Source organism: Streptomyces olivochromogenes (assembly GCF_021538895.1).
GTDB lineage: Bacteria > Actinomycetota > Actinomycetes > Streptomycetales > Streptomycetaceae > Streptomyces > Streptomyces olivochromogenes_A.
In genome coordinates, this window is the sequence record NZ_JADDRL010000003.1 from 165,739 (window position 1) to 182,899 (window position 17,161).

Below are 17,161 nucleotides of genomic sequence, written 5' to 3' on the forward strand. Positions count from 1 at the left end.
CCGGCCCGGCGCCCGCTACTCGGTCGGCTCTTCGAGCATCCTGGCCAGTACTCCGCGCTGCAGCGGCAGCACCTCCGTGTGCAGGTCGCGGCCCTTGCGGGTGAGGGCGACCCAGACGCCACGCCGGTCCTCCGCGCAGACGGACCGCTCCACCAGGCCCTCCCGCTCCAGGCGTCCGATGAGCCGGGACAGCGCGCTCTGGCTGAGATGGACCCGCCCCACCAGGTTCTGCACGCGGCACTGGTCACCCTCCCGGAGCGACTCGGAGGCCAGGATGTCGAGCACCTCGAAGTCGCTCGCGCCCAGCCCGTGCGGGTGCAGTGCCCGGTCGATCTCGCACATCGTGCGCGCGTGCACCGACAGGATGTCCCGCCAGCGCTGCTCCAGCAGGCCCTCGGCCGTCTTGACTGCCATACCCGCACGGTAACACCGATTCAGCCAATTGTTGAGCGTGCAACTAGTGCGGGTGTGGGCGGTCGTCGGGCCTCAGGCCACCGGGTCCTGGATGAGGCCCAGCAGGTTGCCGTCGGCGTCCTTCACGGAGGCGATCAGCTTGCCGCCGCCGACGTCCGTCACGTCCTGGAGCGTCTCGGCGCCGGCCTCCAGCAGGGCCGCGAGCCGGGTCCGGATGTCGGAGACGTGCCAGTACGGAACCGGCCCGGTCATGCCCTTGGCGTGGCCGTTCGGGTCGAGACCGATCTCCTGCCCGGCGGCCCGGAAGCCGACGTAGTACGGCGCGTCGGCATAGGGCTCTACACCCAGCGCGGCGGTGAACAGGGCCTTCGCCTGGTCCAGGTCCTTGACGGGGTAGATGATCGTCTGCAGGCCGGTGGTCATGGAACTCACTCCTTCGCGGGATGGACGCCGACACGTTCCGTCGGCGCTTTCACGCTAGGTCCTGCGACCACGCCACGGCTTCTCCGATCCTGACCGCTTGCCACCCACTTCGGCCATCGCCGAGCCCGCGCCGACCGGGCCCGGCCGTACGGGGGCGGCCGGGCCCTTCCGCCTGTTCCGGCCGCCGGGGGTGAACGGGCCCCCGTCATGGGGCCGTTCGGTCCCGGACAAGGGCCGCGGAGTCCCGGGCGTGGCGGCTTCGAGTGCGGGACAGTGGGAATGCGGGTTACGAGGAGGCTCGGACGGAGGCGACGAGATGCTGAGGACTCCCGTCGGTGACAGGCGCCTGGACATCCTGGAGTGGCTGAAGGACCCGGCTGCCCACTTCCCGTCCCAACGGCACGCCGACCCCGCCGAGGACGGCGTCACCGCGCGGGCGGTCGCCGCCAAGCTGGGCGTGTCCCGCCGCGTCGCCGACACCCACCTCGGCCTCCTCACCCGCATCGGCCTGCTCCGCACCAAGAAGATCCGGCACCGCACGTATTACCGGCGCGACGAGGTCCGCATCGCCGAGGTGGCCCGGATGTTCGAGAAGGGCTGGTAGGGCTCGTAGGGCTGATGGGGCTGGTGGGGGAGCGGGCCCGGCTCGGCCGCCTGCCGCGGGGGCGCTGACCGAGCTGCGGTACCCGCTCGGCGTGCTGGAGGCGATCGGCTCACGAACGCGATGAAGTACGCGAAGTGACCCCGGTGGACACCCGACGGTAACCTGTGCCCCGGCCGCGAGCGCTCGGCAGGGGCCGAACAGGAGACGTACGAGGATGACCGCCCCGGAAGCAGAGAGCCTCCGTGTCCGGCCCACCCCACCACGCCAGTCGGCCTGGCGCGCACAGCTACCGGTCGTGGGGGTGGTCGCACTCGGCGGGGCCCTCGGTGCCACCGCCCGTTATGCCCTCTCCCTGGCCTGGCCCACCTCGGTCGGCGGCTTCCCGTGGGCCACCTTCCTGATCAACGTCGCCGGCTGCGCCGTGATGGGCGTGCTCATGGTGCTCATCACCGAGGCGTGGACCGTCAACCGACTGGTGCGCCCCTTCCTCGGCACCGGCGTGCTCGGCGGCTTCACCACGTTCTCGACGTACGCCGTCGACGTGCAGCAGCTCGCCGACGACGGCCACCCGGCCCAGGCGCTCGCCTACCTCGCCGCGACCCCCCTCGCGGCGCTCACGGCGGTCTGGCTCGCGTCGGCCACGGCCCGCCGCGTCCTGTCCGGGAGGTGACGGCGACCGGGCTCGCCCGCCATGTCGCTCGGCGCGAGCGAGGCGGATGAATCGGGCGAAACGGTCACGGGAGGTAAGAAGTCGTTGTGAACTGGCTGTTGGTCGTACTGGGGGCCGTGGTCGGCGCCCCGCTGCGCTATCTGACCGACCGCGCCGTCCAGTCGCGGCACGACTCGGCCTTCCCCTGGGGCACTTTCGTGGTGAATGTCACCGGCTGTCTCGTTCTCGGCCTGCTGACCGGCGCGGTCTCCGTGGGCGCGGCCGACGCCCACCTGCGGCTTGTGGTGGGCACCGGGCTGTGCGGGGCCCTGACCACCTACTCGACGTTCTCGTACGAGACGCTGAAGCTGACCGAGACCGGTGCGGGGCTCTACGCTGCGGCCAACGTCGTCGCGAGCGTGACGGCGGGTCTGGGTGCGGCCGTCGGCGGCGTGGCGCTCGCCGAGGTGTTCTGGACGTAGGCACATCGCGGATGTCCGGGCATACTTGGTCCGTCTACAGCGCTGTCGACCAAGTCTCCGGAAGGCCGGGCCTTCGGGAGACCGGCCTCCGGAAGGCCGGACCTCGCAAGTCGGGCCTTTGGCAGACCGGTCCGCGCAAGGCATCCTCGGAAGGCCGCACCGCCAGCACATCGCCCCTCACCACGCCGCACCCCAGAACACCGCACCCCCCGCAGAAGACCACACCGCCCGAAGACCATCTCGTCAGAACTGGATCCTATGAGCGCCATCTCCGTCGGTCAGGCCGTCGTCCTCGGAGTCGTCGAGGGGGTGACCGAATTCCTCCCCGTGTCCTCCACCGGTCACCTCAAGATCACCGAGGGGCTCATGGGCATCCCCGTCGACGACAAGTCCGTCGTCGGGTTCTCGGCGGTCATCCAGGTCGGCGCCATCGCCGCCGTGCTCGTGTACTTCTTCAAGGACATCGTGCGGATCGTCTCCGCCTGGGGCCGTGGCCTGCGCAACCGTGAGGAGCGCCAGCACCACGACTACAAGTTCGCCTGGTGGGTCATCTACGCGACGATCCCGATCGTCCTGGTGGGCCTGGCCGCCAAGGATCTCATCGACGGTCCGCTGGCCTCGCTCTGGGTGGTCGCGGGCTCGCTGATCGTCGGCAGTGGTGTGATGTGGGCGGCGGACCAGATGGGCCGCCACAAGCGTGGTGAGGACGACACCTCGTTCAAGGACGCGATGCTGGTCGGCTGCTCGCAGATCCTCGCCCTGCTCTTCCCCGGCTTCTCCCGCTCCGGCGCCACCATGTCCACCGCGCTCATCCTGGACCTGGACCGCGTCGCCGCCACCCGCCTCTCCTTCTTCCTCGGCATCCCGGCCCTGACCGGCGCCGGCCTGTACGAGCTCAAGGACGCCCTCGGCGCCGGCGTGGGCGCCGCCCCGCTGGTCGTCGGCACGGTGGTCTCCTTCGTCGTCGCCTACGCCTCCATCGCCTGGCTGCTGAAGTTCGTCGCCAAGCACTCCTTCAACGCCTTCGTGATCTACCGGATCGTGGTGGGCCTGGCGCTCTTCGGGCTGCTGGCCGGCGGGGTCATCGGCAGCTGAGCGACTCCGCTCCCGACACGGGGTGTGATGCCTGCATTCAGGCGTCGCACCCCGTGAATGTTTTCTTTCCGCCGGTCTTGACAGTTCCCTTCCGCAGCCCGCAGGATCGCTCCCGTGAACCTGTCAGACAGCCAGACAGGTGGCCGGGCCCCACGGCGCGTCAGCGCCATGGAAGCGGTGCTCGCCCACCTCCGCGGAGCCATCGAGCGCGGCGAGTACGCCATCGGCGACAAGCTGCCCTCCGAGGCGGAGCTCTGCCGCACCCTTGAGGTCTCCCGGCCCGTGCTCCGCGAGGCCCTGCGGGCGCTGCAGACGATGGGCCTGACCGTCTCCCGGACCGGCAAGGGCACCTTCGTCGTGGCCGGCGCCGTCGAAGACCCCACCTTCGGCGACTACGCGGCCAGCGATCTGCTGGAGGTGCGCCGCCACATCGAGATCCCGGTGGCCGGGTACGCGGCCGCGCGCCGTACGCCCGAGAACCTGGACCACCTGGCCCATCTGCTGGAGCGGATGGAGCGGGAGACGGACACCACCGCCTGGGTCGCGATGGACACCCTCTTCCACCTCGCCGTGGCCGAGGCCGCCCAGAACCCGGTGTTCCGCAGGGTCATCGAGGAGATCCGCGACGCACTGGCGCGTCAGTCGGCCTTCCTCAACGAGCTCGGCGGTCGCCGCGAGCAGTCCAACCGGGAGCACCGGGCGATCGTCGAGGCGCTGGTCGACGGCTGCGAGCACGACGCGGTCCAGGCCATGAGCCACCACCTCGACCGCGTCGAGACGACCCTCACCGACATCGTGCGCCCCACACGGGCGGACACCCCCACGGAAGGCGGGCCCGAGGCGTGAGCGAGCAGTCCCTCATCCGCCGACGCGTTCCAGATCGTCCTGAACTCCGTCACCTGCTCCTCCGGCACACGATCCAGCAGGGCGAGCTCACCCGGCCCGGCCACCGACTGCCGGGTTCCCCCTGGACCGAACGCGTGACGCCGGCCTTCCCGGCCGCCGTCCTGGTCCTCATGTACGCCGACGGCGGCGCCGGCAGCACCACCGTGCTGTGCCTGCCGCTGATCGTCGGAGCGCTGGTCGCGGGCTGGTACGCCATCCGCGGCCGTGTGGCGCGCAAGTCCACCGGAGCCGACGCGTGAAACCCGCGCCGGTCCACTTCCACCCACCAGTGATCCGGGCAGTCATGTACAGCAGTTCACCCGCGGACGCACCCCTTGTCCGTGAGCCCCTCCACGCTCCCGTCGCCCACCTGATACGCGGCGGGGTCGTGGAGGGCATCCACTACGGTTCCGTCGTCGTCCTCGGTGCCGACGGCCAGGTGCAGTTCCAGCTCGGCGACATCGAGGCCGCCTTCTACCCGCGCTCCGCCCTCAAGCCCGTGCAGGCCGTGGCCATGCTGCGGGCCGGGCTGCCGCTCGACGGCGACCTGCTGTCGCTGGCGGCGGCGAGCCACTCCGGCGAGGAACGCCACCTCGCCGGCACCCGGCGGATACTTCAGCTGGCCGGCCTCGCCGAGGACGACCTGCGCAACGTCCCCGACATGCCCTTCGACCCGGTCGTCCGGGACGCCTGGGTGCGCGAGGGCCGACCGCCCTCCCGCCTCGCCCAGAACTGCTCCGGCAAGCACGCGGCCATGCTCTGGACCGCGAAGCTGGGCGGCTGGTCGCTGGACGACTACCTCGACCCGGCCCACCCCCTCCAGCAGGCGATCGCGGCGACGGTCGAGGACCTCACCGGGCAGCGCGTCGCCCGGGTGACCGTCGACGGCTGCGGCGCCCCGCTGTTCTCCATCTCCCTGCACGGCCTGGCCCGGGCCCTCGCGCGCATCACCACGGCCGCGCCCGGCACCCCCGAGGCCCGGGTCGCGGACGCGATGCGCGCACACGCCGAGATGGCCTCCGGCGCCGGCCGGGACGTGGCCGCGCTGATGCGCGCCGTGCCCGGGCTGCTCGCCAAGGACGGCTTCGAGGGCGTCCAGGTCGCCGCCCTGCCCGACGGCCGGGCCGTCGCCGTCAAGATCGCCGACGGCGCGAACCGCGCCCGCGTCCCGGTGGCCGCGTCCGCCCTCGCCCGGGCCGGCGTCGACCCCGCCCTGCTCACCGAGTTCGCGGGCGAACTCCTGCTCGGCGGCGGGCAACCGGTCGGCAGCGTCCGTCCGGTGCGCGCCCTGGACACGGTGCCGCTGACGGCCTGCGCGTAGGGCTCCGCCGGTTCGACCGGTTCTTTGTCCGCGGGTCGTCCGTCTCTGTCCGCGGGTCGTGCGTGGCTGGTCGCGCCGTTCCCCGCGCCCCTTTGGGGGTGCTCGTCCGCTGATGGCCTGTGCGTAGGGCTCCGCTGGTTCGACCGGTTCTTGGTCTGCGGGTCGTGCGTGGCTGGTCGCGCCGTTCCCCGCGCCCCTTTGGGGCGCTTGTCCTCACCCCCAGAAAGAGGCCGCACCCTCATGACGACCGCCGCCACTCGTAGTGAGCACGACCTGCTCGGGGACCGCGACGTCCCCGCCGACGCGTACTGGGGCGTGCACACGCTGCGCGCCACGGAGAACTTCGCCATCACCGGCACCCCGATCTCCGCCTACCCGCACCTGATCGACGCCCTGGCCGCCGTCAAGGAGGCCGCCGCCCTCGCCAACGAGGAACTCGGCCTGCTGGAGCCGAAGAAGGCGGCCGCGATCGTCGCCGCCTGCCGGGAGATCCGGGCCGGCGAGTTGCACGACCAGTTCGTCGTGGACGTCATCCAGGGCGGGGCCGGCACCTCGACGAACATGAACGCGAACGAGGTCATCGCCAACCGGGCGCTGGAACTGCTCGGCCACGAGAAGGGGCAGTACCGGTACCTGCACCCCAACGAGGACGTCAACCTCGGCCAGTCCACCAACGACGTCTACCCGACCGCCGTCAAGGTCGCGACCGTCTTCGCCGTGCGCGGGCTGCTCAAGGCGATGGCCGTGCTCCAGGACACCTTCGCCCGCAAGGCCGTCGAGTTCCGCGACGTCCTGAAGATGGGACGCACCCAGCTGCAGGACGCGGTGCCGATGACGCTGGGGCAGGAGTTCTCGGCGTATGCCGTCATGCTCGACGAGGACCGCAGCCGGCTCGCCGAGGCGGTCGAGCTGATCCACGAGATCAACCTGGGCGCCACCGCGATCGGCACCGGGCTCAACGCCCCCGCCGGATACGCCGAGTCCGCCCGCCGCCACCTCGCCGACATCACCGGGCTGCCCCTGGTGACCGCGGCCAACCTGGTCGAGGCGACCCAGGACTGCGGCGCCTTCGTCCAGATGTCCGGCGTGCTCAAGCGGATCGCCGTGAAGCTCTCCAAGAGCTGCAACGACCTGCGCCTGCTGTCCTCCGGTCCGCGCGCGGGCCTCGGCGAGATCAACCTGCCGCCGGTGCAGGCCGGTTCGAGCATCATGCCCGGCAAGGTGAACCCCGTGATCCCCGAGGTGGTCAACCAGGTCGCCTTCGAGGTGATCGGCAACGACGTCGCCATCACCATGGCCGCCGAGGCCGGACAGCTCCAGCTCAACGCCTTCGAGCCGATCATCCTGCACTCCCTCTCGGAGAGCATCACCCACCTGCGGAGCGCCTGCGTCACGCTCGCCGAGCGCTGCGTGGCCGGCATCACCGCCAACACGGCGGCGCTGCGCGCCACCGTGGAGAACTCCATCGGCCTGGTCACCGCCCTCAACCCGCACATCGGGTACACGGCGGCCACCGACATCGCCAAGGAGGCCCTCGCCACCGGCCGTGGGGTCGCCGAACTCGTCCTGGAGAAGGGCCTGTTGCCCGCCGAGACCCTCGCGGACCTGCTCCGCCCGGAGATCGTCGCGGGCAGCACCGCCCCAGCCGCCTGACCTGCGTACACCCACCCGCGACCACGCGCCCGGACCGGCTCGGAGGCACAATGGTGATCATGACAACGACGTCGTCCCTCGCCTTTCTGCCGGTCCTGGAACGCATCGCGGAGGAGATCGAGCGGACGCCCGGCCGCGGGCGTCCCGCCGACTACATCCCGGCGCTCGCCGCCTGCGATCCGCGCCGCTTCGGCATGGCCGTCGCCGAACTGGACGGGACGGTGTACGGGGTGGGGGACTGGCGGCAGCCGTTCTCGACGCAGTCCATCACCAAGGTGTTCACCCTCGCCCTCGACCTGGCCCGCGAGGGCGACGAGCTCTGGGAGCACGTGGGCCGCGAGCCCTCCGGCAACCCGTTCAACTCCCTGATCCAGCTGGAGTACGAGAACGGCATCCCGCGCAACCCGTTCATCAACGCGGGCGCGCTCGTCGTCACCGACCGGCTCCAGACCCGTACCGGCGACGCGGCCGGCGAACTGCTGGCCTTCCTGCGGACCGAGAGCGGCAACCCGGAGCTCGACTTCGACCAGGAGGTCGCCGCCTCGGAGACCGCGCACGGCGACCGCAACGCCGCGCTCGCCCACTTCATGGCCTCCTACGGCAACATCGACAACGACATCCCGGTCCTGCTCGACCAGTACTTCCGCCAGTGCTCCGTCGAGGCCTCCTGCGCCGACCTCGCCCTGGCCACCTCCTTCCTGGCCCGGCACGGCATCCGCGCCGACGGCACCCGGCTGCTGACCCGCAGCCAGGCCAAGCAGGTCAACGCGGTGATGCTGACCTGCGGGACGTACGACGCGGCGGGCGACTTCGCCTACCGCGTCGGGCTGCCCGGCAAGAGCGGGGTCGGCGGCGGGATCATCGCGGTCGTACCCGGGCGGTGCACGCTGTGCGTGTGGAGCCCCGGACTGGACGAACGCGGCAACTCCGTCGCGGGTGTGGCGGCCCTCGACCGGTTCACGACCCTGACCGGACTGTCCGTGTTCTGAGACCGGACTCACACTCCGGTCACGCGCAGGCCGCTCTCCAGAGGGCGGCACGTCGCTTTCCGGCCACCCGGCCTTGACACGCTTTCCGAGTGTTGGCCATGGCTTTTCCCGTCGATCTCCGCCGCTGCCAGATACTGGGTCTGGCCGGTACCGCCTCTCTCGCCCTGGGCGGTGAGACGGCCGGAGCGCTACCCGTCCGGGAACTGCTGGCCCCCGCCTCCGCCCAACGGGCCCTCGGCCTGGTCGGGGTGTACTTCGGCGTCGTCCTGCTGATAGCGGCCTGGCTGCTGCTCGGACGCCTGGTCCGAGGCTCCGAGCCGCCGACCCCGCGCTCCCTGCTGCTCGTGCTCGGCGTCTGGGCGGCCCCGCTGCTGCTCGCGCCCCCGCTGTTCAGCCGGGACGTGTACAGCTACCTCGCGCAGGGCGCCATGGTCGACGCGCACATGGACGTGTACGCGCACGGGCCGGCCCAGCTGGGCGGACCGCTGGCCGACGAGGTCGCCCCGGTCTGGCAGAACACCGCGGCCCCGTACGGCCCGGCTTTCCTCGCCGTGGCCTCCGCCCTGTCCGGCCTCACCCGCGGTGAACTGCCCGCGGGGCTCTTCGGGATGCGACTCGTCGCCCTCCTCGGGGTGGCGCTGATGGCGGCCGCCCTGCCCCGGCTGGCCCGGCACAGCGGCGCGGACCCGGCCGCCGCCCTGTGGCTGGGCGCCCTCAACCCGCTCGTCCTGCTGCACCTGGTCGCGGGCGCCCACAACGACGCGATCATGCTCGGGCTGCTCGGCGTCGGACTGGCCGCGGCCCTGGGCCGCTGGCCCGTCCTGGGCGCCGTCCTCGTCACCCTGGCCGCCCTGGTCAAGGCTCCCGCCGCGCTCGGCCTCCTCGCCGTCGTGGCGGTCCAGGCGCGCGCGGGCCGCCACCCGTTGCGCGCCGTCCTCACGACGACGGCCGCCGCCGCCGCGACCACCGTGGTGGCGACGGCCGTCGCCGGTACGGGCTACGGCTGGATCCGCGCCCTGGACACCCCGGTGTCCCCGCACAACTGGGCGCTCACCAGCCTGCTGGGCCGCGCCACCGGCGCGCTCCTCGACCACCTGGGCAGCGACCTCGCGCCGCTCGCCGTCCCGGCCTGGCACCTGCTGGGCCTCGCGGTCACCGCCGTCGCCGTCCTGTTCATATGGCTGCGGCTCCGCCTCAGACCGGTGTACGCCCTCGGCCTCAGTCTGCTGACGGTGGCCGTGTTCGGCCCGGCCATCCGCCCCTGGTACGTGCTGTGGGGGCTGTTCCTGATCGCGGCCGCCGCGCCCAACACGTCGGTACGACACCGGGTGGCGGCCCTGGCCGGAGTGCTCGCGCTCGCCGTCCTGCCGAGCGGAGGCCCCGCCGACACGGGGCAACTGGTGCTCGCCGTCTCCGGAGGTGTCCTCGGCGTGGTCGTCCTGTGGCAGGCCCATCAGGCGGCGCAGGCCCCGGCGCTGGGACGGACGGCATGAGCGGGCCCCGCACCGAACGAGGGCGCCTGGCCCTCGTCCTCGTCCTCGCCGCCGCCGTCGCGGCCTTCACGGCGACCGTGCCGCTGCTGCGCGACTGGTTCGACCTGCGCGTCTACTACGGGACCGTGGACGCCTGGGCCCACCACGGCGGCCGCATCTACGACTACCTGGTGCCCGGGACGACGTACGGCTTCACCTACCCGCCGTTCGCCGCGGTCGGCATGCTGCCGATGGCGGTGCTGGGCTGGCACGCGGCGGTCGTGGTGGCGCTGCTGCTCAACCTGGTCGCGCTGGCCGTGGCCCTGCGCGTGCTGGCCGGACCCGAGTGGCGCCGGTACGGCTGGTACGGCTGGTCCCTGGCCGCCTGCGCCCTCGCGCTGTTCGAGCCGCTCCGCGACACCTTCAGCTTCGGCCAGGTGAACGTCCTGCTGCTGGCGCTGGTGCTGGGCGACTGTCTGCTGCTGGCGACCGGGCGGGGCCGCTGGGCGGGCGCCGGGATCGGGCTCGCCGCCGCGATCAAGCTCACCCCGGCCGTCTTCATCGGACTGCTGCTGCTCGCCCGCCGGTGGCGGGCCGCCGCTGTCGCCACCGCCGTGGCGATCGGCGCGACGGCGCTCGCTGCCTGGGTCGATCCGGGAGCCTCGCGCTTCTACTGGACCAAGGCGCTGTGGGACACCAGCCGGGTGGGCCGGCTCGACTACGTCTCCAACCAGTCGCTGCAGGGCGTGCTGGCCCGGCTGGGGGAACCCGGCCGCCCGTTCTGGGCGACGGCCGTCCTGCTCGTCCTGTGCGTGTGGGCGTGGCGGGTGCACCGGGCCGTGGAGGCGGAGGACTGGATCGCCGCGTTCGCGCTCACCGGTCTGACGGCCTGTCTGATCAGCCCGATCACCTGGGTGCACCACCTGGTGTGGCTGCTGCCGTCCTTCGCCGTGCTGGTCCGCGCGGGCCACGCGCGGGTCGCGGGCGTCCTGTACGCGCTGATGTGCACCAGTGTGGTGTGGCTCTGGTTCGAGAACGCGGGCGGCATCGACGGGTTCCTCGGCAGCAACACGTACACGTGGATCACGCTGGGGCTGCTGCTGGGGCTGCCGACGGGTCAGTCGCGCGACGCCCTGCCGCTCTTGCCCCGCAGCGCCAGCACCAGCGCTCCGGCGCCGAGCCCGGCGGCGCCGGCGATGACGCCGGTGTCGGGCCAGTCGGACTCCCCGTCCTGACCGGTCGTCGCGGCGGCCGCCACCGCCGCGGCGGCGCTGGGCCGGGCCGCGCTGCGCAGGCCGTCCAGCGAGCCCACCGGTTCGACGCGGCCGGCCGCCCCGAAGCCCCAGTCCAGCAGCCCGCGGGCCTCCTCGTAGACGGTCAGCCCGCCGTCCTCCTGGGGGTTCATCACCGTGACCACGAGTGTGCGTCCGCCGCGGCGGGCGGCGGCGACGAGCGTGTTGCCGGCCTCGCTGGTGTAGCCGTTCTTGATGCCGATCAGACCCGGGTACCGCGCCACGCCGTCCTCGCCGGTCAGCAGCCGGTTGGTGTTCTCGATGCCGAACGTCCCCGCCTCGCCGGGGAACTGGGCCGAGGCGGTGGAGCAGTAGCGGGCGAAGTCCGGGTTGCGCAGCCCGGCCCTGCCGAAGACGGCCAGGTCGTAGGCCGAGGAGACCTGGTCGGGCGCGTCGTAGCCGTCCGGGGAGACGACATGGGTGTCGCGGGCGCCCAGGTCGCGGGCCTTGGCCTGCATCCGGGTCACCGTGGTGTGCCAGCCGCCGTTGAGGGAGGCCAGCACGTGCACGGCGTCGTTGCCGGAGCTCAGGAAGACTCCCCGCCACAGGTCGGCCACCCGGTAGGTGTGCCCCTCTTCGACGCCGACCAGGCTGCTGCCTTCGCCGACACCCGCCAGCTCCTCCGCCCGCACCGTGTGCTGGATGCCGCCGGGCAGGGTCGGGAGCACGGTGAGGGCGAACAGGGTCTTCAGCGTGCTGGCCGGAGGCAGCTTGCGGTGCGCGTCGTGCGCGGCCAGCACGTCGCCGGTGCCGGCGTCGGCCACCAGCCACGACAGCGCGGAGACGTCCGGGACCTCCGGCGCCCCGGGCAGTGGCCTGACCTGCGTACCGGACCGGTAGAGGACCGACGGCTGCGGCACCGTCGCCCCGGTGCGGGGGCCGGCGGCGGCGGGCGTGATCATCAGGACGCCCGCCACCCCGAGGGCACAGGCCGACACGAGCACCCGGGAAGAGAATCCGATCGTCATATGATCAACCTAGAAACGGAGTCGTCGTGCGGCGCGGTGCCCGGGCCGGACGGTGGACGCGAGCAACCCGGATGCCGCACTGACGGCGCGGGACGCGGGGCCGCATCGGGTGCGACCGCCGTCATCACTCCCTAGGCTCGGCGTTGCCGTACCGATGCCTGTGAGGTGGAGTGTCCTCATGACCACAGCCCGGGACCTGACGTTCACCGCCATGGACGTGTCGCCCAGCCGCCCCGTGGAACAGGGGGACCTGTCGCTCGCGCTGGCGGGCGCCGAGCTGATCGACCTCCTCACCGGCGAGGCCGTCACGCTGGAGGACGACCTGATCGTGCCCGGTATGCGGGTGGCCACGGCCGACCGTCTGCTGGGGCAGGCCGACGAGGCGCTGGTCCGGGAGCGGCCGCATGAGTCGGTCGAGGACTGGCTGTGGCGCCGGGGCCGTGGCCTGGCCTCGGCGTATGTGGCCGCCTTCGAGAAGGAGGGGCAGCTGGCGCGGCAGCGGCACCGCTGGCTGCCGTTCCGGGAGGGGCGCACGGAACTGGCCGACTCGCCCGACCGCCACGCGGCGGCGCAGCGGTGGGCCTCGCGGGAGCCCGTCCTGGTGGCCCTGGCGGCGGCTGTCGGGATCGGTGAGAAGACAACCGGGGACACTTCGGGGGTGGAGAACGCGGACGTGGAGACCGTGCTCGCCACGGTCGACGACGCGCTCCTGGAACTGGAGGCCGTACGGCAGCGGCGCGCCATCGAGAAGGCCGCCTTCGACAACGTCTGGCGCGGCGAGTGACGGGCGGGCCCACCTCCCGGCCCGGTGCGCCGACGGCCTGGTCCTGAACGGGCGGTGAACTTCGCGGGCCCCAACCGCCGTGCTGTGGCGCGAATTGACGAGTGAGTCGCGGGAGTCGTACGTTCCCCGCGTCTTCGTCGACCACGCAACGGTGGGTGCTTCGCCATCGCCATGGGGGTGGCGGCAGGTCTTGCCCGTCGTCAGCGGGTGTCGCGCACGGCGCCGGTACCGCCCCGGCCACCACGACGTCATCGGCCGCGCCGGTCCGGCCCGCGGCGCCCGCGCGGTTCGCCCACCCGGGAGTGCTCAACAGCCGGGCACAGCTGGACTGTCGAGCGCGGCAGCGGTTCCCGCCCCGACCTGGGGTGTTCGGACGAGCGGCAGGACGCCGTGGCCGCCTACACGGACGCGCTGATCCGGTACGTCGGCCGGGACACCCGGTACGCCAGGAAGGCGATCGAGATCATGGACGCCTGGTCGGCCAGGATCAAGGACCACACCAACAGCAACGCCCCCCTGCAGACCGGCTGGGCGGGCTCGGTCTGGCCGCGCGCGGCCGAGATCGTCAAGTACGCCTACACCGGCGGCTGGTCGAACCAGCCCCGCTTCGCGAAGATGCTCCGCGAGGTGTACCTGCCCAAGGTGATCGCCGGTGCGCCGAAGAAGAACGGCAACTGGGAACTGATCATGATGGACGCCGCCGTCGGCATCTCCGTCCACCTGGACGACAGGGCCAGTTACGGCAAGGCGGTCTCCCTGCCACGTTCGCCGACGGCCTGGCGCAGGAGACCTGCCGGGACTTCGGGCACACGGGCTGGGGCATCGCGGCCGCCGCGCACGTCGTGGAGACCTCCCGTATCCAGGGCCAGGACCTCTATCCGCAGGTGAAGGACCGGCTGCGGTACGCGCTCGGCTTCCACACCAAGTACGAGCTCGGCGCGGCGGTCCCGTCCTGGCTGTGCGGCGGCACGCTGCACACCGGCCTGGGACCGGTGACCGAGGTCGCCTACAACGCGCTGCACAACCGCATGGGCGTGGCCATGGACAACACCCGCCGTTTCACCGAGGCGCACCGCCCCTCGGGAACGGACGGCTACTTCGTGGCCTGGGAGACACTGACCCACGCCGACAACCCCAAGTAGGCCCGGACGCAGGCGAAATCCCCGGCTAGCCGGTCGGCAGCGTCGGCTGCACGCGGCGCAGGAACGTGGCGTTGTCGGGGGTTTCGCGCATCCGCTCCAGCAGGGTTTCCAGGTTCGCCGGGCCGCCGTCCCGGGAGCGCAGCGCGCGGCGCAGGCCCCGGGCGACCGCCAACTCGGCCGGGGACAGCAGGAGTTCCTCGCGGCGGGTACCGGACGCGTCGAGGTCGACGGCCGGGAACAACCGGCGGGAGGCCGCCTCCCGGTCCAGGCGCAGCTCCATGTTGCCGGTGCTCTTGAGCTCCTCGAAGTAGAAGCCGTCGGCGCGCGAGCCGGTGTCCACCAGGGCGGTGGCGAGGATCGTGAGCGAGCCGCCCTCCTCGGCGTGGCGGGCGGCGCCGAAGAACCGCTTGGGGCCGAGCAGCGCCGTCGCGTCGACACCGCCGCTGAGGGTGCGGCCACCGGCGGCGGCCGCGTTGTTGTGGGCCCGGCACAGCCGGGTCAGGGAGTCGAGCAGGATGACGACGTCCTCGCCGTCCTCGACGAGCCGCTTGGCCCGTTCGACGACGAGCTCCGCGAGCGCGATGTGCTGCTTGGGCGCCCGGTCGAAGGTGGAGGCGTACACCTCGCCGCGCACGGAGCGCCGCATCTCGGTGACCTCCTCGGGGCGTTCGTCGAGCAGCACCACCATCAGGCGGCACTCGGGGTGGTTGCCGGCGACGGCCGCCGCGATCTGCTGGAGCAGCACGGTCTTGCCGGTCTTGGGCGGGGCCACGACGAGCCCGCGCTGGCCCTTGCCGACCGGAGCGAACAGGTCGGTGACGCGTCCGGCCAGGCCCGATGCCGGGTGTTCCAGACGGATCCGCTCGCGAGGGTGCAGGGGAGTGAGGTCGCGGAAGTGGCGGCGGCCGCGGAGTTCGTCGGGCGTACGCCCGTTGACGCGCGCGACCTCGGTGAGGGAGCGCTGCGGCCCGCGGACGCCCTCGACGAGGTCGCCCTTGCGCAGGCCGTGCCGGCGGATCAGCGCGGGGCCGACCTGTGGATCGGAGGGGGAGGGCAGGCAGTTCGCGGCGCGCAGCTGTCCCTTCCCGTTCGCGTCGATGTCGAGGACACCGGTGACGAGCCGGGGCGCCGACTGCTGCTCCACCTGAGGGTGTTCGAGTGTGGCGGTCATGGACGGTCCTTTCACGGACGGATGGCATGAGAAAGAGGGGGAAGGGGCCGCGAGCGGGAGGCGTACGGACGTGCCTCCGGGCGGCGGGAACGTCACCTCGGACAAGAGGTGTTGTGGGAAGACCAACGCGCCTGGCCGTTCGAGACGACGGCCGGATCAGCGCGATGAGGGAGAAACTGGCACCGGCGCCCACAGGGGGGCGTGCACAAGTGCTGACCGCAGAGTACCACTCGACCGAGCGGCATGTCCGCGAACACGTCAACACGTCAACACGGCGTCCGCGCGGCCTATTCCGTTCCGGCGGGGTGTCGATCCGGCCCGGCCCCGTTCGTCGGTGGGATGTAGGAAGCTCAGGAACACCGGGAGGAACGATGAAGTACATGCTGCTCGTCTGCGGCGACGACACCGCCGACGCCTCGGCGATGCCGCCCGTCGAACCGTGGGTCGAGGAACTCGGCGACCGCCGGGTGCGTCTGCACGGCCACCGGCTGCGGCGGCCCGCCGAGGCCGTGACCGTGCGGGTGCGCGGCGGCGAGGTGCTGCGCACCGACGGCCCGTTCGCCGAGACGAAGGAGTACGTCGCCGGCTTCGACGTCCTGGAGTGCGACAGCCTGGAGGAGGCCCTCGAGGCCGCCGCCAAGCACCCGGTGGCGACCGTCGGGGCCATGGAGGTCCGGCCGTTCTGGGACGACGTGGACGCGCGGGAGGAGATCCGCCGGCTCGACGAGGAACTGACCGAGGCGGCCCGCGAGCGCGACGTCGACCGGCTGCTCTCCTGCTACACCCCCGACGTCGCGGCGTTCCACCTCGCCGACGGCCGGCCGCTGCACGGGCTCGACGCCTTCCGCAAGAGCGTCGAGGAGGTCTTCGCCGACGTCACCGGACCCGTGACCCGCGAGGTGCTGGAGTTCCACCTCCAGGTGGACGAGAGCATCGCCTTCGCCCACGCGCTCGTCCGCGTCCGCGCCACCCGGACGGACGGGGAGCCGCTGGACGAGCTGCTGCGGGTCACCACCGGCTACCGCGACGTCGGACCGAAGTGGCTCATCGCCCACGAACACGTGTCCGTCCCGCTCGGCGCCCGCACCCGTCAGGAGCGGTCATGAAGTACGTCCTGTTCCTCTGCACCCCGGTCGGCGGCGAGGAGCCCGGCCCCGCCGAGATCGCCACCGGCCCCCGCCACACCGCGTACGCCGACGAGGTGCGCGGCCGCGGTATCGGCAGGGGCGGGGCCCGGTTGCGTCCGGTCACCGACGCCACGACCGTGCGCGTGCGGGGCCACGAGGTGCTGCTCAGCGGCTCGCTCAGTGCCGGTCCGGGTGAGGCTCAGGCGTTGCGCGCCTCGGCCTCCTTCAGGATCCGGTCGAACTGGGCGCCCATGGCCTCGGCCAGCGCCTGCGCGCCCGACAGCGGACGCACCATGACCGTGAGCTCGTCGATCAGACCGTCCTCGTTCAGGTGGATGAAGTCGCAGCCGCTGAGCTGCCGGTCGCCGACCCGCGCCGTGAACACCAGCGCGTGGTCGCGGCCGTCGGCGCCGGCGAGCTCGCGCTCGTACCGGAAGTCCTCGAAGACCCGCGACACCCCGTTCAGGATCGCCGCCGTGATCGCCTTGCCCGGATACGGCTTGAAGACGACCGGGCTGGTGAAGACGACGTCCTCGGCCAGCAGCGCCTCGACGGCGTCCAGGTCGCCCGCCTCGACCGCCTCGCGGAACGCGCGCATCGGATCACCCCATAGTCAATTTGTTGAGTAGATGCCGATGAGAGTAATCACCCGCTCTTACGCTGTCCACCGCAACGACCCGGTCACCTAGG

General features: G+C 72.3%; 17 protein-coding genes and 2 pseudogenes. 14 read left to right on the top strand and 5 right to left on the bottom strand.

What is annotated here, in order from left to right; translation table 11 throughout:
* Positions 1–15 precede the first annotated feature (15 nt).
* Together IPZ69_RS02575 and IPZ69_RS02580 are read right to left on the bottom strand one after the other, a co-directional pair.
* Entirely contained in the window at positions 16–414 is a 399-nt protein-coding gene (locus IPZ69_RS02575) for a MarR family winged helix-turn-helix transcriptional regulator (protein WP_235451976.1), read from the bottom strand.
* Positions 415–486: 72 nt separating this feature from the next.
* A complete protein-coding gene (locus IPZ69_RS02580; RefSeq protein WP_235451977.1) occupies positions 487–837 on the bottom strand; it encodes a VOC family protein in 351 nt (116 codons plus the stop codon).
* A 316-nt stretch (positions 838–1,153) separates the two neighbouring features.
* On the opposite strand from IPZ69_RS02580, the gene IPZ69_RS02585 reads away from it, so the two are divergent.
* The 11 genes and pseudogenes from IPZ69_RS02585 to IPZ69_RS02635 all read left to right on the top strand — a co-directional run bounded on the left by IPZ69_RS02585 (position 1,154) and on the right by IPZ69_RS02635 (position 11,222).
* Positions 1,154–1,441: a helix-turn-helix domain-containing protein gene (locus IPZ69_RS02585; protein ID WP_235451978.1), complete on the top strand. Its 288-nt coding sequence runs from the start codon at positions 1,154–1,156 to the stop codon at positions 1,439–1,441.
* 214 nt (positions 1,442–1,655) lie between these two features.
* Complete coding sequence (crcB, locus tag IPZ69_RS02590) at positions 1,656–2,111, top strand: fluoride efflux transporter CrcB (RefSeq protein WP_235451979.1); 456 nt, start codon at positions 1,656–1,658, stop codon at positions 2,109–2,111.
* 86 nt (positions 2,112–2,197) lie between these two features.
* Positions 2,198–2,572, top strand: coding sequence for a fluoride efflux transporter CrcB (crcB, locus tag IPZ69_RS02595; protein WP_235451980.1), 375 nt, complete (start codon positions 2,198–2,200; stop codon positions 2,570–2,572).
* Between the two features lie 258 nt (positions 2,573–2,830).
* Positions 2,831–3,667 carry an undecaprenyl-diphosphate phosphatase gene (locus IPZ69_RS02600; RefSeq protein ID WP_235451981.1) on the top strand — a complete coding sequence of 279 codons (837 nt, stop codon included), beginning with the start codon at positions 2,831–2,833 and terminating at the stop codon, positions 3,665–3,667.
* A gap of 168 nt (positions 3,668–3,835) precedes the next feature.
* Positions 3,836–4,513, top strand: a complete 678-nt coding sequence (locus IPZ69_RS02605; RefSeq protein ID WP_235452012.1) for a FadR/GntR family transcriptional regulator — start codon at positions 3,836–3,838, stop codon at positions 4,511–4,513.
* A 74-nt stretch (positions 4,514–4,587) separates the two neighbouring features.
* Positions 4,588–4,812, top strand: a pseudogene (locus tag IPZ69_RS02610) (amino acid permease); the annotation flags it as partial.
* Between the two features lie 44 nt (positions 4,813–4,856).
* Positions 4,857–5,873, top strand: coding sequence for an asparaginase (locus IPZ69_RS02615; protein WP_235451982.1), 1,017 nt, complete (start codon positions 4,857–4,859; stop codon positions 5,871–5,873).
* A gap of 240 nt (positions 5,874–6,113) precedes the next feature.
* On the top strand, positions 6,114–7,526 hold the full coding sequence (gene aspA, locus IPZ69_RS02620; protein ID WP_235451983.1) for an aspartate ammonia-lyase: 1,413 nt from the start codon (positions 6,114–6,116) through the stop codon (positions 7,524–7,526).
* A gap of 50 nt (positions 7,527–7,576) precedes the next feature.
* Positions 7,577–8,515: a glutaminase gene (locus IPZ69_RS02625; RefSeq protein WP_235451984.1), complete on the top strand. Its 939-nt coding sequence runs from the start codon at positions 7,577–7,579 to the stop codon at positions 8,513–8,515.
* 98 nt (positions 8,516–8,613) lie between these two features.
* Positions 8,614–10,008 (top strand): polyprenol phosphomannose-dependent alpha 1,6 mannosyltransferase MptB, encoded by a 1,395-nt coding sequence (gene mptB, locus IPZ69_RS02630; RefSeq protein ID WP_235451985.1) that lies wholly within the window; start codon positions 8,614–8,616, stop codon positions 10,006–10,008.
* Positions 10,005–11,222 carry a glycosyltransferase 87 family protein gene (locus IPZ69_RS02635; protein WP_235451986.1) on the top strand — a complete coding sequence of 406 codons (1,218 nt, stop codon included), beginning with the start codon at positions 10,005–10,007 and terminating at the stop codon, positions 11,220–11,222. Before mptB ends, IPZ69_RS02635 begins: the two co-directional genes overlap by 4 nt.
* Here the strand turns inward: IPZ69_RS02635 and IPZ69_RS02640 are convergent.
* The gene (locus tag IPZ69_RS02640) at positions 11,105–12,247 is read right to left on the bottom strand and encodes a D-alanyl-D-alanine carboxypeptidase family protein (protein WP_235451987.1); all 1,143 of its coding nucleotides are present in this window, start codon (positions 12,245–12,247) and stop codon (positions 11,105–11,107) included. The two genes, IPZ69_RS02635 and IPZ69_RS02640, sit on opposite strands and share 118 nt — an antisense overlap.
* Before the next feature lie 178 nt (positions 12,248–12,425).
* On the opposite strand from IPZ69_RS02640, the gene IPZ69_RS02645 reads away from it, so the two are divergent.
* Both IPZ69_RS02645 and IPZ69_RS02650 read left to right on the top strand, forming a co-directional pair.
* Complete coding sequence (locus IPZ69_RS02645) at positions 12,426–13,031, top strand: GOLPH3/VPS74 family protein (protein WP_235451988.1); 606 nt, start codon at positions 12,426–12,428, stop codon at positions 13,029–13,031.
* Between the two features lie 155 nt (positions 13,032–13,186).
* Positions 13,187–14,173: pseudogene (locus IPZ69_RS02650) on the top strand (alginate lyase family protein).
* A gap of 25 nt (positions 14,174–14,198) precedes the next feature.
* Here the strand turns inward: IPZ69_RS02650 and rho are convergent.
* Positions 14,199–15,344, bottom strand: a complete 1,146-nt coding sequence (gene rho, locus IPZ69_RS02655; RefSeq protein WP_235451989.1) for a transcription termination factor Rho — start codon at positions 15,342–15,344, stop codon at positions 14,199–14,201.
* A gap of 371 nt (positions 15,345–15,715) precedes the next feature.
* Here rho and IPZ69_RS02660 point away from each other — a divergent pair, with 371 nt between their 5' ends.
* The gene (locus IPZ69_RS02660; protein ID WP_235451990.1) at positions 15,716–16,450 is read left to right on the top strand and encodes a nuclear transport factor 2 family protein; all 735 of its coding nucleotides are present in this window, start codon (positions 15,716–15,718) and stop codon (positions 16,448–16,450) included.
* 220 nt (positions 16,451–16,670) lie between these two features.
* On the opposite strand, the gene IPZ69_RS02665 is transcribed toward IPZ69_RS02660, so the two are convergent.
* A complete protein-coding gene (locus IPZ69_RS02665; RefSeq protein WP_235451991.1) occupies positions 16,671–17,069 on the bottom strand; it encodes a nuclear transport factor 2 family protein in 399 nt (132 codons plus the stop codon).
* Between the last annotated feature and the right edge of the window lie 92 nt (positions 17,070–17,161).